The 15,156-nt window shown below is 71.5% G+C and carries 17 protein-coding genes; 9 read left to right on the top strand and 8 right to left on the bottom strand.

Annotation, left to right across the window (positions count from 1 at the left end; translation table 11 throughout):
• Positions 1 to 953: 953 nt before the first annotated feature.
• Both LQ326_RS45685 and LQ326_RS45675 read right to left on the bottom strand, forming a co-directional pair.
• On the bottom strand, positions 954 to 1,493 hold the full coding sequence (locus LQ326_RS45685; protein WP_234545128.1) for a MarR family winged helix-turn-helix transcriptional regulator: 540 nt from the start codon (positions 1,491 to 1,493) through the stop codon (positions 954 to 956).
• A 101-nt stretch (positions 1,494 to 1,594) separates the two neighbouring features.
• Complete coding sequence (locus LQ326_RS45675) at positions 1,595 to 2,173, bottom strand: hypothetical protein (RefSeq protein WP_234545127.1); 579 nt, start codon at positions 2,171 to 2,173, stop codon at positions 1,595 to 1,597.
• A gap of 229 nt (positions 2,174 to 2,402) precedes the next feature.
• On the opposite strand from LQ326_RS45675, the gene LQ326_RS45670 reads away from it, so the two are divergent.
• Positions 2,403 to 2,690: a metal-sensitive transcriptional regulator gene (locus LQ326_RS45670; RefSeq protein ID WP_234545126.1), complete on the top strand. Its 288-nt coding sequence runs from the start codon at positions 2,403 to 2,405 to the stop codon at positions 2,688 to 2,690.
• Positions 2,691 to 2,999: 309 nt separating this feature from the next.
• Here the strand turns inward: LQ326_RS45670 and LQ326_RS45665 are convergent, their stop codons facing one another.
• From LQ326_RS45665 to LQ326_RS45655, 3 genes are all read right to left on the bottom strand, one after another.
• Positions 3,000 to 3,575 carry a rhodanese-like domain-containing protein gene (locus LQ326_RS45665; protein WP_234545125.1) on the bottom strand — a complete coding sequence of 192 codons (576 nt, stop codon included), beginning with the start codon at positions 3,573 to 3,575 and terminating at the stop codon, positions 3,000 to 3,002.
• A 98-nt stretch (positions 3,576 to 3,673) separates the two neighbouring features.
• Positions 3,674 to 4,423 (bottom strand): sulfite exporter TauE/SafE family protein, encoded by a 750-nt coding sequence (locus LQ326_RS45660; RefSeq protein WP_234545124.1) that lies wholly within the window; start codon positions 4,421 to 4,423, stop codon positions 3,674 to 3,676.
• Entirely contained in the window at positions 4,420 to 4,785 is a 366-nt protein-coding gene (locus LQ326_RS45655) for a rhodanese-like domain-containing protein (protein WP_234545123.1), read from the bottom strand. The genes LQ326_RS45660 and LQ326_RS45655 overlap by 4 nt, the downstream gene beginning before the upstream one ends.
• A 659-nt stretch (positions 4,786 to 5,444) precedes the next feature.
• Here LQ326_RS45655 and LQ326_RS45650 point away from each other — a divergent pair.
• From LQ326_RS45650 to LQ326_RS45635, 5 genes are all read left to right on the top strand, one after another.
• Complete coding sequence (locus tag LQ326_RS45650) at positions 5,445 to 6,818, top strand: MBL fold metallo-hydrolase (RefSeq protein ID WP_234545122.1); 1,374 nt, start codon at positions 5,445 to 5,447, stop codon at positions 6,816 to 6,818.
• A gap of 121 nt (positions 6,819 to 6,939) precedes the next feature.
• Positions 6,940 to 7,095 (top strand): DUF8730 family Cys-rich protein, encoded by a 156-nt coding sequence (locus LQ326_RS49255; RefSeq protein WP_491074097.1) that lies wholly within the window; start codon positions 6,940 to 6,942, stop codon positions 7,093 to 7,095.
• Between the two features lie 58 nt (positions 7,096 to 7,153).
• Complete coding sequence (locus LQ326_RS45645; protein ID WP_308402170.1) at positions 7,154 to 7,324, top strand: hypothetical protein; 171 nt, start codon at positions 7,154 to 7,156, stop codon at positions 7,322 to 7,324.
• 186 nt (positions 7,325 to 7,510) lie between these two features.
• The gene (locus tag LQ326_RS45640; RefSeq protein WP_234545121.1) at positions 7,511 to 9,397 is read left to right on the top strand and encodes a phospholipase C; all 1,887 of its coding nucleotides are present in this window, start codon (positions 7,511 to 7,513) and stop codon (positions 9,395 to 9,397) included.
• Between the two features lie 164 nt (positions 9,398 to 9,561).
• Positions 9,562 to 9,780, top strand: coding sequence for a class I SAM-dependent methyltransferase (locus LQ326_RS45635; RefSeq protein WP_234545120.1), 219 nt, complete (start codon positions 9,562 to 9,564; stop codon positions 9,778 to 9,780).
• Positions 9,781 to 9,794: 14 nt separating this feature from the next.
• Here the strand turns inward: LQ326_RS45635 and LQ326_RS45630 are convergent, their stop codons facing one another.
• Positions 9,795 to 9,932, bottom strand: a complete 138-nt coding sequence (locus LQ326_RS45630; protein WP_234545119.1) for a hypothetical protein — start codon at positions 9,930 to 9,932, stop codon at positions 9,795 to 9,797.
• Between the two features lie 109 nt (positions 9,933 to 10,041).
• Here LQ326_RS45630 and trxA point away from each other — a divergent pair, with 109 nt between their 5' ends.
• Together trxA and arsA are read left to right on the top strand one after the other, a co-directional pair.
• Positions 10,042 to 10,413: a thioredoxin gene (trxA, locus tag LQ326_RS45625; protein WP_234545118.1), complete on the top strand. Its 372-nt coding sequence runs from the start codon at positions 10,042 to 10,044 to the stop codon at positions 10,411 to 10,413.
• Between the two features lie 245 nt (positions 10,414 to 10,658).
• Positions 10,659 to 12,557, top strand: coding sequence for an arsenical pump-driving ATPase (gene arsA, locus LQ326_RS45620; RefSeq protein WP_234545117.1), 1,899 nt, complete (start codon positions 10,659 to 10,661; stop codon positions 12,555 to 12,557).
• 245 nt (positions 12,558 to 12,802) lie between these two features.
• On the opposite strand, the gene arsB is transcribed toward arsA, so the two are convergent.
• Both arsB and LQ326_RS45610 read right to left on the bottom strand, forming a co-directional pair.
• Positions 12,803 to 13,909, bottom strand: a complete 1,107-nt coding sequence (gene arsB, locus LQ326_RS45615; RefSeq protein ID WP_308402169.1) for an ACR3 family arsenite efflux transporter — start codon at positions 13,907 to 13,909, stop codon at positions 12,803 to 12,805.
• Positions 13,906 to 14,214, bottom strand: a complete 309-nt coding sequence (locus LQ326_RS45610; protein ID WP_234545116.1) for an ArsR/SmtB family transcription factor — start codon at positions 14,212 to 14,214, stop codon at positions 13,906 to 13,908. Before LQ326_RS45610 ends, arsB begins: the two co-directional genes overlap by 4 nt.
• A gap of 100 nt (positions 14,215 to 14,314) precedes the next feature.
• Between LQ326_RS45610 and LQ326_RS45605 the strand changes: the two genes are divergently transcribed.
• Positions 14,315 to 14,734 (top strand): arsenate reductase ArsC, encoded by a 420-nt coding sequence (locus tag LQ326_RS45605; RefSeq protein WP_234545115.1) that lies wholly within the window; start codon positions 14,315 to 14,317, stop codon positions 14,732 to 14,734.
• The last annotated feature ends 422 nt before the right edge of the window (positions 14,735 to 15,156 follow it).

The following is a 15,156-nucleotide window of genomic DNA, read 5'->3' as shown; positions in this document are numbered from 1 at the left end:
TGCGGGCGCCCGGGGCACGAGCCCGGCATTGACCCCTCTCCCACTTTTGCACTATGCAAACCTACGATGTCAAGAAGGCCCGATGACGGCGTGTCCGAACGCGAAGGAGATCCTGAAGGATGCTTGACGCCTCAATGACGGGGCGACCGCACCGTCGCCGCTGCGGTCGCCCCGGCGCCCCGCCCGCGAGGGCGACAAGATACGCATCATGCGGCCGGGGCGGGTGGCCAAGGCGCACCTGCACGAGGCATGACCCTGACCCGGCCGCACCGGCAACCACCCGGCCGACTGGAGGTGCCGGGCCGGATCAGCCTGACGCCGGCGGCGACGGCCGCTCTGGCGACCCTGGCGGACATGACGCTGCGCGGCTGCCGGTCAACGGCCCGGCGACCCCGGCCGGGTGACCCCGGACGACTGACCCCCGGCCGATCCCGGACGGCTGATCCAGGAACGGATGCGAGCCGCAGCGACGACCCGGAGCGCTCCCAGCCCTATTTGGCATCATGCAATCTTTACCTACAACAAAGGTTCTCTTGTATCGTGGCCCGCGTACCTCCGGACGACGACCACCCCGTCCACTCCGGGAGGCACCGTGCCCATCTCGCGCAACACGATCGGAACCGCTGTCGTCGGCGGGGCCCTCACGGCCACCCTCCTCGCCCTCGCGCACCCCGGCGTGCCCGGCGTGCAGTGGTCGCGCAGGGGGGTCCGGCAGCACGCCCGAGTCCGCCCGCACGCCGCGAGGGGAGGCTTCCTCCGTCCGTCGGCGCCGCTGTCCCGCGGACGCCCCGCAGCGGCCGAGAACGCTCGTACGTCGCGGACACCGGGGCGGGCCCACGGCCCGCGTTCGCTTCCCTTGCGTCACGCAAGAACAGTGGGGCCCGGAGAAGTCCGGGAAAGAGGTGTCCGAGACGGGCTCCGCCGGCGGGCGCGCCGGTCCGGCTCCACGCCGGTCACATGCCGTGAACCATCGCCTCGTCCACGACCCAGCCGAGGGGGTGCGGGTCCGGGTTGCCGGCGGCGGGAGTCGCCGGCGGTTCTCCGCCCGCCCTGTTGAAGGCCCCCAGGGCCTCGATGAGCGCCAGCCGCTGCGTGGGACGGAGGCGCGCGACGATCGCGGCGATCTCCGTGCGGCGCCGCGCGGTGACGTCCTCGACGGCGCGCCGCCCTTCCTCGGTGAGCTGCAGCAACGTCTCACGGCGGTTGTCGGGGTTGGTCTGCCGGTCCGCGAGCCCGGCCGCGATGAGCCGGTCGACCATGCGCATCGCCGTGGAGGGGGCCACCTGGAGCAGGTCGGCCAGGGCCACCAGCTTGGTGGCTCCCCTGGTGGCCAGCACGACCAGCATCCGGAACTGCGGGAGGGTGACACGTTCCTCGACCTCGCCGAGCGACCGGGCGGAGACCGCCACCAGCAGGCGCGAGGCGGTCAACACCGCCTGGGTGACCGCGTCGACATCATCCATGGCCCCCGCTGGGGTCTCGTGCTCCGGCATGTGTCCTTTTTACCGCGCCGGAGTCGGGGTCCTCTCGCTCGATGGGAACAGTTTTTCCTTCCCCATGACCGGGGTACCGGAGCAGCGGCGTCGCCGCGTCGTCACGGAGCGGCCCGTCGGCACGTCTGACCAGGTCTTCTCGCAGCCTCTCCAGGGCACGGCCGGCGTCCGGCTCCCTGAGCAGGCCCACACGGTCGCCCAGGGGCCACAGGGGCGGGGCCCGCCTCACCGATCCAGCCGGCGTCCGCCTGCGGAAAGACGGTGTAGCCCAGGCGTCGCAGGCTGCAGAGCACGGTCAGCGCGGCCTCCCGCGCGGCGAGCTTCTCCCGCTCGGCGGCCTTCTCCCGCTCGGCGGCCTTCTCCCGCACGGCGAGGATCTCCCGCTGCCGTGCGGCCTCGCCGGTCTCTGCCTTGATCTCCGCCTGCTTCAGGTAGCGGATCCTGTGCGACGGCGATCTCCTCCTCGGCCTCCAGCCGGCCTGCTCGGCGGCCCGCCGGGCGACGGCCTCGGCGATGCCGGCCTCCTGCTGGGCGCGGGCGGTCTCCGGGCGGCCGAGGTGCTCCAGGTCGGGGCCCTCGGCGGTGGTGTCTCGCGCACGCCGCGTGCGTCCGACCGGCCCCGTGACCGGCGTGCACACCCCCGAGCAGGTCGCCGCCGTGTGGGGGCCGTACGCCGACATCGCGAGCCGACACCGTCGAACGCCCGGTGACCACCCCCGACGGCCCCCGCACCGCTCTCGACACGCCGGTCCGCGCCGTGCGGCCGTGACCTCCCGGAACAGATCCGCCACCGGGCGACTTGTAGCGCATACACCGGCGATTGCACGCGGGACCACATCGGGTCCCGGTGAGTACATCCTGATCTGGGCGGGTAGAATACCCCACGGGGTATGAATTCGAGGAGTGGTCGTGGAACTGGATCTTGAAGGCGCGGACCTGAAATCCGTACTGAACCGACTGCGCCGCGCGCAGGGTCAGATCTCGGGCGTGATCCGGATGATCGAGGAAGGCCGCGACTGCGAAGACGTCGTCACGCAACTCGCCGCCGCGTCACGCGCCCTGGACCGCGCGGGTTTCGCGATCATCGCGACCGGCCTCCAGCAGTGCGTCACCGACATCGACACCAGCAGGAAGAACGGCGAGGACACCGAGTCGATCCGCAACCGGCTGGAGAGGCTCTTCCTGTCACTGGCGTGACGACAACACGAAACGCCGCCCGTACCCGAACGCGCCTTTCCGGGGACCTCGTCGAGCACTGGTATGCACAGGCCGAGTCCTCACCCGATGACGCCGAGGTCAGGACGACGCCCCGTCCTCACCGATCCAAGAACTGCGCGCCGCGGCCGATTCAGCACGGCCTTCAATGGCGCGGCCTCGAGTTCGAGTTCCACCATCACTCCCGGAGAAATACCCCCACGGGTATTGTGAGGGCCGGTGCGGTGACGCCCGTCGGGAAGACCTCCCTACGGTGTCCCGTATGCCGGGGCATACGGGACACCGTACGGGTCAGAGGCTGCGCAGGCGTGCGAGCGTGGCGTCCAGATCGGCCTTGCGGGGCCGGTTGTAAGGAAGCTTGCCGAGCATGGCCGCCATGCCACAGGTGTTGGTCACCGCCGAGAACACCAGGCCGCCGGCGATACCGGCGGACAGCAGCCGGAAAGCCGGGTGCACGACCTCGCCGAGGGCCAGGCCGAGCAGGACGAGCGATCCGGCGGTGAGACGGACCTGGCGGTCCATGCTCCAGGCCGACTTGACGTCGCAGGCCAGCGGGCGGTCCAGTTCGTGGCCCTGGGCGGCCCAGGCTCCGGTGCCGCCCGAGAGCGTCACCGTGTGGATGCCCTTCCCGGCGAGCTGCACGCACGCCTTCTCGGAACGGGCGCCCGAGGCACAGACCACCAGCACCTCACCGCGCTCGGCGGCGTCGCGGATGTCGGGCAGCGCGCGGTCGAGTTGGTCCAGCGGGATGTTCAGGGCACCGGGAACGTGGCCGCCGGCGAACTCGCCCGGGGTACGGACGTCGATGACGACGAGTTCGTGCAGACGGGTCTTGGCCTGGCGGGGATCGATGGCGGCGATAGTCATGACAGATGTGTTCCTTGTGTGTTGATGTTGCCCCGGAGCGGAGGTGCCCGCGCCCCGTGGGGAGATGGTGAGAGCGGTCCCGGACCGCGGCGGGCCGGTCAGAAGATCGCGTCGACGAGCATGAACGCGGCGACCGCGAGCAGGACGTACGCGAAGACGCGTTGCAGCGTGCCGCCCTTGAGCCTTTTGGACAGGCGTTTGCCGTCCCAGGCGCCCAGAACGGCTGCCCCGGTGAACGGCGCGATGACGGCCCAGTCCAGGTGCGTCCCGGTGCCGGCGCGTGCCGCGAGCGCGGCCAGCGAGTTGATCGTGATGACCAGCAGGCTGGTGCCGACCGCCCGGCGCATCGGCAGGCGGAGCACGCTGACCAGCGCCGGTACGGCGAGGAAGCCGCCGCCCACGCCCAGGAACCCGGTCACCGCGCCGAGACCGGCCCCCGCGGCGCCAGCCTTGCCCGCGTTCACCTGGGCGCCGGACGCGGCGACGGCGGGGGCGGGTCGCAGCATCCGCACCGCGGCGAGTGCCGCGATGACCGAGAAGGCGACGGTCAGCAGAGCCTGGGGCAGATGGCCGGCGGCGGCGCCGGCGGCCATCGCCGGCACGATGCCCGCCGCGGCGAACAGCAGCCCGGTGCGCCAGATCACGTTCCCGTCCCGGGCGTGCCCGGTGAGCGCGGTGACCGAGGTGAGGGTGACGATGACCAGGCTGGCCGTCGTCGCCTCCGCCGGGGTGAAGCCGAGAAGATAGATGAGGGCCGGCACGGCGAGGACGCTGCCGCCCCCGCCGAGGCCGCCCAGGGCCAGACCGACGACGGCACCGGCGACGAGCGCGAGTATCAGAGCGGTCATGCTATCGAGCCGCTGTTCCCGTGGTCGTCCACGACCGGGTATCCGGCGGCGGCCCACGCCCTCATGCCGCCCTTGACGTCCACCACCCGCGTCCCCCGCGCGGCCAGCAGTTCGGCGGCCTGCTGGGAGCGCTGCCCGCTGCGGCAGATCACCACCAGCGGCCGGGTCCGAACCGCTTCCGGCAGCTCCACCCCCGCCACCAGTCCGGACAGCGGCGCGTACACGGCGCCGGGCGCGTGGCCGGCATCCCACTCGCGCTGCTCGCGGACGTCCAGCAGAACGGCCGGAGCGTCGGCGTCCCGGGTGCGCCGGACGGCCTCGTCGACGGTGACACGGTCCTCGCCCGTGGGGAAGAGGGACATCACACAACCTCTCGGAAATGGGGAGGGGCGGAACGGGAGGGGTGTTCAGCCGGTCGGCGCCCGCAGCGGTGGCAGAGGCCGGGCTGTCGTCCACGGCCGTCACGTCCGGCCCGGAAGCGTGCAGCGGGGCCGTGGTAGCGGCCCGTATCCCGCCGTCGGCTAAGGAAGCGGGTGGAGACACCCCGCCCGGGTTACCCCCGGGGGTATATGAGCACGATAACACAAGTACCCCTGGGGGTATTCTGCCCCTCGTATGGCACCGAGTGGACCGGCGGCCGGCGCCACCTTCCCGGCCGCGAACGACGCTCGCCCGCATGCGGAAGCCCCCAGGTCAGGAGGCCGCCACCACGATTGCGGGCCAACCGGGACGGCGGCACGCCCACCCCGCCGGCAACCCCCTCCGCCCCTTCAGGCGCGTGACTCCGGGCCCGCCGCCCGCGGGGCCGCCCGGGCCGGCGACACCCAGGGGACGACGCCGGAGTCGCGGCACATCCGCCGGTTACCGGCGGCGCGACCCCCCTGACCGCGAGGCCAGCTTGCCTCCATATACCCCCACGGGTATACAGTGCTCATCAATACCCCCGTGGGTATCCGCCTGAATACCCCTCGGGTGTCCCGGGACTCCGGTCCCCCGCACTACAGGCGCCAGGAGGCACCTCATGTACTTCGCGCAGCACTACCTCGACTGCCTGTCCCAGGCGGCATACGTCATCGGTGATCCGACCAGCGGCAAGGCGGTCGTCGTCGACCCGCGCCGGGACGTGGACGAGTACGTCGCGGACGCCGAGGCGCATGGATTCACCGTCGAAGCTGTGATCAACACCCACTTCCACGCCGACTTCCTCGCCGGTCACCTCGAGCTGGCCCAGCGCACCGGCGCCTGGATCGGTTACGGGCAGCGCGCCGTCACCGAATACCCGATCCGCAAGCTCGCCGACGGTGAGCGGATCTCCCTGGGAGAAGTCACCCTCCAGATCCTGGAGACCCCGGGCCACACCCCCGAGTCGATCAGCATCGTCGTCTTCGAGAAGCCCGAGGACACCGTCCCGTACGGCGTGCTCACCGGCGACGCCCTGTTCATCGGCGATGTCGGACGGCCTGACCTGCTCGCCTCCGTCGGCGTCACCGCCGAGGAACTGGGCGCGATGCTCTACGACAGCGTCCACCACAAGCTGATGGCCCTGCCCGACGAGGTCCGCGTCTTCCCCGCCCACGGCGCGGGCTCCGCCTGCGGCAAGAACCTCTCCACCGAACTGCAGTCGACCATCGGCATGCAGCGCCTGACCAACTACGCCTGCCGGCCCATGGACCAGGACACCTTCGTCCGCCTCGTCACCGAAGGCCAGTCCGCCGCCCCCGGCTACTTCTCGTACGACGCCGACCTCAACCGCCGCAACCGCGACCTCTTCGAGTCCCAGCAGAGCGCTCCCGCGCTGGACGCGACCGAGTTCGCCCGCCTGCGCACCGCCGGTGCCGTGGTCCTCGACGCACGCGACCAGTTCGAGTTCGCCGCCGGTCACCTGACCGGCTCGGTCAACGTCCCGCTCGACGGCCGCTTCGCCGAGCAGGCCGGCAGCGTCCTCACCCCCGAGGACGAGATCCTCATCGTCGCCCCCGCGGACCGCGCCGAGGAGACCGTCACCCGCCTCGCGCGCATCGGCTTCGACCGCGTCCACGGTTACGCGGCCGAGCCCGAGCAGCTCTTCCTCGCCCTCTCCGAGCAGACCACCCAGGCGGCCCGGCTGACCGCCGAGGCTCTGCGCGAGGAACTCACCTCCGCCCAGCCCCCGCTGGTCCTCGACGTGCGCAACTGCGGCGAGCGCGCGGACGGCCGCTCCATCGAGGGCGCTCTGCACATACCCCTGGCCGAACTGGCCAAGCGCCTCGACGAGGTCCCGGCCGAGGGCCGTCTGGTGGTCCACTGCGCCGGCGGTCACCGCTCGTCCATCGCCGCCAGCCTGATCCGGCACAGCGGCCGCACCGACGTCTACGATCTGCTCGGCGGCTACGGCGCCTGGGAAACGGCCGCCTGACCCGCCGAACGGCCGCGGGTACGAGCGACGAAGCGGCCGCCCGGCCCGCGGCGTTCCCACGCGCACACCCTTTCCGTGGCGACCGATACCACGGATCCTCACCTGAGAAAGGACGTCCGCCATGTGCCGACGTGTCACCTGTTCGAACTGCGGCAAGGCCACGTACACGGGCTGCGGGAACCACGTGGACCAAGTCCTCGCGGGTGTGCCGAAATCGCGGCGGTGCAACTGCCCGCCGGCCCCCAAGCGCTCCTGGTGGCCCTTCGGCCGCCGCTGAGCACGGCGCGCGGCGCCGGCACCGACCTCACCTCCGCCGCCAACGCCGGCCGGCGCAGTTGCGGCAGCACCGCCCCGTCACCGCCAGCCCCGCCACCGAGAGTTTGCAGGGGCGGCTGGCCGGCGAGGCCCTGGCCGACTACGTCTCGTCGTTCGGCGGCGGCTGCTTCCTGGCGCTGCCGGGGGTGCGGGACGCCTCCGACCGGCTGGGGCGCGGCCTGCCGGCTTGACCGCGCCTGCACGGTCGGCTCAAAAGAAGGTCAAGTCGTCATGAGAATCTCCTGACCATTCGTTCGCTCGCCTTTCATTGCCGCTCCCCCGGCCGGCCGTCACGATTGCCCAGGATCCGGCCATAGACGTCATGGTCACGCATGGGCGTGACAGTCGAACTCGGTGCTCCTGGAAGGCGATGCAGCATGATCGGCAGTGGAAGGACCTCCGGCGCGCGACGCCGGTTGACGCGCGTAGCCGCCCTGCTCGGCGCGGCCGCCCTGGCCACGGCGGGCGGTGCCGTACCCGCGGCGGCGGCCTCGGCGCACGGCGGTCACGGCCACGGCGGCACGCACACCGCCACGCCGATCAAGCATGTGGTGGTGATCTACGGCGAGAACGTGTCGTTCGACCACTACTTCGCCACCTATCCGCAGGCGGCCAACACCGACGGCACCACCTTCAAGGCGGCCCGGCACACCCCGAGGACCGACAACCTGCTCAACTCCGGGCTGCTGACGAAGAACCCGAACCTCTACACACCCAAGCGGCTGACCCCGGCGCAGGCGATGACCTGCGACCAGAACCACTCCTACGGTCCCGAGCAGTACGCGGCCGACGGTGGCAAGGCCGACAAGTACGTCGAGAACACCGAGGTCAGCAAGTGCAGCGGCGGGCTGTTCGGCGAGCCCGGTCTGGTGATGGACTACTACGACGGCAACACCGTCACCGCGCTGTGGAACTACGCCCAGCAGTACACCCTCAACGACCGCTCCTTCAGCTCGGTCTACGGTCCGTCCACGCCCGGCGCGCTCAGCCTGATCTCCGGTCAGACGCACGGCGTCGTCTCCACCGACCCGTCCACCGGCACCGAGAACCCGAAGCAGACGTCGACCCCGGACCCGTACACCGTGATCTCGCCGGACGCCAAGGGCGTCGGCACGGTCACCAACGACCCCGACCCGGCCTACGACGACTGCTCCGGCAAGGACCACACCAGCACGAACGCCCTCGCCGCGATGCAGGGCAGGAACATCGGTGACCTGCTCGACGCCAAGGGCGTGAGCTGGGGCTGGTTCCAGGGCGGCTTCCGCCCGTCGACCGCGTGGGACGGCAAGAGCGGCGACTACGCCAAGTGCGACACCACGCACACCAACGTCGGCGGCGCCGCCGTGGTCGACTACAGCCCGCACCACTCGCCGTTCCAGTACTACAAGTCGACGTCCAACCCGCACCACCTCGCCCCGAAGGACATCGCCGAGATCGGGCACGACGGCCGGGCCAACCACAACTACGACCTCGCGGACTTCGACGCCGCCCTCAAGGCCGGCAACCTTCCCGCGGTCAGCTTCCTGAAGGCCGCCGAGTACCAGGACGGTCACGCCGCCTACTCCGACCCGACCGACGAGCAGCAGTTCCTGGTCAAGGAGATCAACGAGCTGCAGCAGTCCCCCGAGTGGAAGTCCACCGCGGTCGTGGTCGCCTACGACGACTCCGACGGCTGGTACGACCACGTCACCTCAAAGGTCCTGAACGGCTCGACGAACTCCACCCCGGGCTCCAACGGCAAGGCCCTGGACGGCCCCGACTGCCAGGCCGGTCCGGCCGCCGCGGGCGGCTACGCGGACCGCTGCGGCCCCGGCACCCGGCAGCCGCTGCTGGTCATCTCCCCCTACAGCAAGGTGAACTCGGTCGACCACACCCCCACCGAGCAGACCTCGATCACCCAGTTCATCGAGGACAACTGGCACACCGGCCGCATCGGTGACGCCTCCTTCGACCAGCGCGCGGGCACCCTGGCCGGCATGTTCGACTTCCGGCACCCCAACAACAAGCAGGTGCTGCTGAACCCGGACGGCTCGGTCAAGTCGGTCAAGCCGATCCCGCACCACTACGGCCGTACGGCGTCCGCCGCCGCCACACACGCCCCCTACCCGGCGTACGTCCAGGACCTCAAGGCCCAGAACGTCGCCGACGGCACCTCCGCCTCCCCCGCCCTGCCGATCGCAGTCGGCGCCGGAGTCCTGACCGCGGGAGCGATGACCACCGCGTTCGCGCTGCGCCGCCGCAGGAACCGCCCCGCGGCCATGTGAACCCCACGGGTCCGCAGGCCTGAGAGCGGCGTGCCGGTCGGTGACCGGCACGCCGCTCTCGTGTGCGCACCGTTCGGACGCTGTTCCGCGTCGGGAACCGGCTCGGCCGGCCTGAAGCCGTCCGGACGGGCGGTGGACCTCGCCGCCGGGAGGGGCGCAACGCGGTGTGGCTCGCGGAGCGGGGCTGGGAGGTGGACGCCGTCGACTTCTCCGCCGTAGCTCTGGAGAAAGCCAGGACGCCGGCAGCCGGACGGGACGTGCGGCTGCGCACCGTGCACGCCGATCTCACCCTGTGGGCCGGGACGGTCACCCGGCCGGTGACCGGCACCGAGGGCGACAGCCGCACGGCTCTGGACGCGCTCGTCCGCGCCGTACGGAGATGACCCCCGCCGGCGCGTCAGGCCGCCGTACCGGGCTTCGTCGCCAGGTACCAGTCGGTGAGCTTGACGCTGTCGTCGGCCAGCCGGGCCTCCAGTTCGGCCTGGGTGCGCGGGGCGCCCAGCACGACGTCCAGCCGGGCCGGCTTCGAGCGCATGGGCCGGTTCCCGCCACCGTCCGTCCGCGTGGAACAAACACGGGCCGGCACCGGTTGAACCGAGCAGCCACAGATACCCCACCGGGTATACAGGAGCGGAGGGAACACCATGCCGACCGTCGAACTGACCAAGGACAACTTCGAGGAGACCGTCACCGGCTCCGACATCGTGCTGATCGACTTCTGGGCCGCCTGGTGCGGGCCGTGCCGCATGTTCGGCCCCGTCTACGAGAAGGCCGCCGAGCGCCACCCGGACATCGTCTTCGGCAAGGTCGACACCGAGGCACAGCCCGAACTGGCCGGCGCCTTCCGGATCTCCTCCATCCCCACCCTGATGGCCGTCCGCGACCGGACCGTCCTGTACTCGCAGCCCGGCGCACTGCCGCCGCAGGCGCTGGAGGAGCTCATCGGGAAGATCCGCGCCGTCGACATGGACGACGTGCGCCGGAAGGACACCGCGGGATCGGCGGAAGCGAACTGACGCCCAGGAAGCAGGAATCCGGGTCTGGTCGCGGGGCAGGGAGACGTGGTGGTCACGATGGGCACGCTGCTGATCACCCCGTCCTGCGCAGTCTGACCAGGATGGCGGGTTCCGCACCGCGACGGTCGTTCTGACCGGGCAGCGGCAGTAGCACCCGCTGCCATACGCCGGGCGGGACAATGGGAACAAGAGCGGCCCGGTGCGACGGGCCGTGTCGGCCGGGGGGGGGACGGGAGTCGTGCACCATGAACACCCACGCGGTCGGCAACGGCCCGGAAACCGCCGTTCGGACGGCTGCCCTGCCGGCCCTCGACTGGGCGTCCTGGCCAACCCCGTTCGTGTTCTTCACCGGCAAGGGAGGGGTCGGCAAGACCACCGTCGCGGGGGCCGCTGCCGTGGCCTTGGCCGACGCCGGCAGACGGGTTCTGCTCGTCAGCACCGACCCGGCGTCCAACCTGGGTGATCTGCTCGGTATCGCCGTGGGCCCGGAACCTGGCGCGGTGCCCGGTGTGCCCGGTCTCGCCGTGATGAACCTCGATCCCGAACAGGCGGCGACCGCCTATCGCGAGCGGGTGCTCGGGCCCTACCGAGGCGTGGTCACCGCGGAGGAACTGCGCGGCATCGAGGAGCAGATGGCGGGAGAGTGCACGGTCGAGGTGGCGGCCTTCGACCGCTTCACCCAGCTGATCGCCCATCCCGAGACCTTGGGACTCTATGGCCACGTGCTGTTCGACACCGCGCCCACCGGGCACACACTGCGGCTGCTGAACCTGCCCAGCGCGTGGTCGGAGTACATCGAGACCAGCGATGCCGCCGGGGCGAGCTGCCTGGGCCCCCGTTCAGGGCTCGCGTCACAGCGGGAGCAGTATCACCAGACCGTGGACGAGCTCGGCGACCCGGCCCGCACGATGATGGTGCTGGTCAGCCGTCCCGAGTCCGGGGCGCTGGCGGAGGCGGCGCGCGCGGGAGCGGAGCTGGCGGCCCAGGGCATCCGTAACCAGCGCCTGATCGTCAACGGCCTGTTCACCCGCCCGCTCGCCGGAGACACGGTCGCACAGGCCCTTGCCCTCCGGCAGCAGACGGCCTTGGCCGCCCTGCCCCGGCAGCTGCGCGAGGTTCCGGCGGCCTCGGTCGAGCTCTCGGCGGCAGACCTGACGGGGGTGCCCGCCCTCCGGGCCCTGGGTGCCGGACTCCCCTCGTCCGCGCCCGCGGACGGCGGCCGCGCCACCGACCGGATCGCCGCTGCGGCCCAGGGCGCGGCGGAGGGCATGCCCCTGGGCACGCTCGAGGCCCTCGTGAACGAGCTGGCGGCCGGTGAGCCGGGAGCCGTCCTGGTCGTGGGCAAGGGCGGTGTCGGCAAGACGACCATTGCGGCTGCCATCGCGGCGGGACTGGTGCGGCGCGGGCACGAGGTGCACCTGTCCACCACCGACCCGGCCGGGCGGCCCGACGAGATTCTGGGCGCCGGCGAGCCCGCGCCGCACACCGGGCCCCGCGCGGGCGGGCGGCTGACCGTCAGCCGGATCGACCCGGCCGCCGAACTGGCCCGTTACACCGCTGACCGGCTCCAGGCGGCCGAGCGGCTCGGGCCGGAGCGCCGGGCACTGCTGGAGGAGGACCTGCGCTCGCCGTGCTACGCGGAGGTGGCGGTCTTCCGCGCGTTCTCCGGACTGCTGAACCAGGCCGCGCGCGGCCGGTTCGTGGTCATCGACACGGCCCCCAGCGGGCACACGCTGCGGCTGCTGGATCTGACCGGCTCCTACCACCGCCAGGTCCTGGCCGGCGCCGACCAGGTGCACGGCCGGATCACCACCCCACTGATGCGGCTGCGGGATCCGGCCCGCACGCGCGTGCTCGTCGTCACGCTGCCCGAACTCACCCCCGTCTCGGAGGCCGCCGCGCTCCAGGAGGATCTGCGCCGGGCCGGTATCGAGCCGTACGGATGGGTGGTCAACGCCTCCCTGACCGGCAGCGGCACCCGGGACCCGCTGCTGCGGGCCCGGGCGGCGCTGGAGGAGTCGCAGCTGCGACGGGTCGCGGGTGAGCTCGCATCGCGTGCCTGGCTGCTGCCGTGGCAGGCGCAGCAGCTGACCGGCCGCCGACGGCTGGCCGCGCTGACCGGCCACGCCGACGCCACTGTCTGAGAGGTACGGATGGTGTCGGCGGCCCGCGGACAGCAGGCCGCGTGGGCGCGGTGCGCCGCTGCGCAGACGGTGCCCAGCAGCGGCGCACCGGCGGCTGGGAGGCCACCGGGCGGGACACCGCTTTCGTGCAGTCAGGGAACGCTCGGAGACTTCGGATAGGACGGAGCGGACGCCGGCTCCGCACTGGGCGCAGACGCCGGCCGCGGCGACACGCGCCCCGATACCGGGACTGTCCAGGCGGTGCGTCAGCCCTCCTGCGGTGCGGGCGTGAGCCGCTGGGCGGTGGCGAACTTGCGCCGCCAGGCCAGGGAAACGTACACCAGGGCGACCAGGACGGGTACCTCGATCAGCGGGCCGACCACGCCGGACAGGGCCTGGCCCGAGGTGACGCCGAAGGTGGCGATGGCGACCGCGATGGCCAGCTCGAAGTTGTTGCCGGCGGCGGTGAAGGCGAGGGTGGCGGTGCGGTCGTAGGCGAGGCCGATGGCCTTGCCGAGGGCGAAGGTGCCGAACCACATGAGCGCGAAGTAGGCGAGCAGCGGGAGCGCGATGCGGGCGACGTCCAGCGGCTGCGAGGTGATCGTCCTCCCCTGCAGGGCGAAGAGGATGACGATGGTGAAGAGCAGGCCGTACAGCGCCCACGGGCCGATCTTCGGCAGGAAGCCGGTCTCGTACTTCTCGCGGCCCAGCTTCCGCTCGCCGATGCGGCGGGTGAGGAACCCGGCCAGCAGCGGGATGCCGAGGAAGATGACGACGTTCACGGCGATCTTCCCCATGGAGATGTTCAGGTGCCGGCCGTCGCCCAGCCCCAGCCAGCCGGGCAGCAGGTCGAGGTAGAACCAGCCGAGCAGGCCGAACGCGAGGACCTGGAAGACGGAGTTGAGGGCGACCAGGACGGCGGCGGCCTCGCGGTCGCCGCACGCGAGGTCGTTCCAGATGATGACCATGGCGATGCAGCGGGCGAGCCCGACGATGATCAGGCCGGTGCGGTACTCCGGCAGGTCCGGCAGGAAGATCCACGCCAGCGCGAACATGACGGCGGGACCGATCAGCCAGTTGATGACCAGCGACGAGACCATGAGCCGTCTGTCACCGGTGACGGCATCGAGCTTGTCGTAGCGGACTTTGGCCAGGACCGGATACATCATGATCAGCAGGCCGAGGGCGATCGGCAGGGAGATGCCGCCGACCTCGACCTTGGCGAGGGCGCCGTTCAGGCCGGGGACGGCGCGGCCGAGTCCGAGGCCGAGGGCCATGGCGGCCAGGATCCAGACGGCGAGAAAACGGTCGAGCGTCGACAGCTTCGCGACGACCGAGGACTGCTCGGCGGTCGTGGGATCGGTGCGGGTCACGGGCAGGCCCTCTTGTTGTCGCCGGCACGGCGGGCGGACTCGGCCAGGTCGGCGAACTGACCGGCGAGCGAGGCGATGACGTCCGGGCGCAGCTTGTAGTACGTGTACCGGCCGCACGGCTCCGTCTCCAGGACCCCGGCCTCGCGCAGCACTCTCAGGTGGTTGGAGAGGTTGGTCTGCTTCGCACCGGTCTCCTCGATGAGGTGGGTGCTGCAGAGCGTCTCCCGGGCGAGCAGGGTGACGATCCGGAGGCGGAGCGGGTCCGCGAGAACCCGCATCAGATCAGTGTCGACTGATGTCATCATGGACTGATACTGTCACATCATCCCGAGCTGATACCAGTCTGGGCTGATCCTTGGGACCCGCGTCCCACGACCGCGGGGCCCCACTGACGAAGGAAGAACGATGTCCTCCAGCCCGCTCGCCTCCGTGCTGTTCGTCTGCGTCCACAACGCCGGCCGGTCGCAGATGGCCGCCGGATTCCTCTCCCACCTCGCGGGCGACCGGATCGAGGTCCGCTCCGCCGGTTCCGTCCCGGGCGACCAGGTCAACCCCGCCGCGGTCGAGGCCATGCAGGAGGTCGGCGTCGACATCGCCGACGCCAAGCCCAAGATCCTGACCACCGAGGCCGTCCAGGCGTCCGACTACGTCATCACCATGGGCTGCGGCGACGCCTGCCCGGTCTTCCCGGGGAAGAAGTACCTCGACTGGGCCCTGGAGGACCCGGCGGGCAAGGGCGTCGAGGCCGTCCGCCCCATCCGCGACGAAATCCACAAGCGCATCGAGTCCCTGATCGCCGAGATCGACGCGCAGCAGCAGGCGTAGCCTTCGCGACCGGCAGCGGGATCCGCGAGGTCGTCGTCATCGGCTCCGGCCCCGCCGGACACGCCGCCGCCCTCTGCACCGCCCGCACCGAACCCAGGCCGCTCGCCTTCGGCCAAGCCATTCTTCGCCGGCGGGGCCCTCACCACGACGACCGAGGCCGAGAACTTCCCGGCTTCCCGACGGCATCGACGGCCCCGGCCTCACGGCGAACATGCGCGCACAGGCCGAGAGGTTCGGCGCGGAGACGGTCGGTGGCTCCGCCGCCACAGACAGCGCACGACAGGCCTCCGTTCAGGCTGTGACGGGGTCAGCCAAGTTCCATGTCGTCGGTCGGCTCGCCGAGGTGTTCGGCGAGCCGGAAGAGGGCAGGCAGCGCGTCCGCGACGGCCGTGCGCGCGCCGTCGTCGAGTGCCGCGAGGGCG

This window comes from Streptomyces shenzhenensis, from assembly GCF_021462265.1.
Lineage (GTDB): Bacteria > Actinomycetota > Actinomycetes > Streptomycetales > Streptomycetaceae > Streptomyces > Streptomyces shenzhenensis.
This window is presented reverse-complemented; position numbering and strand designations above follow the sequence as displayed.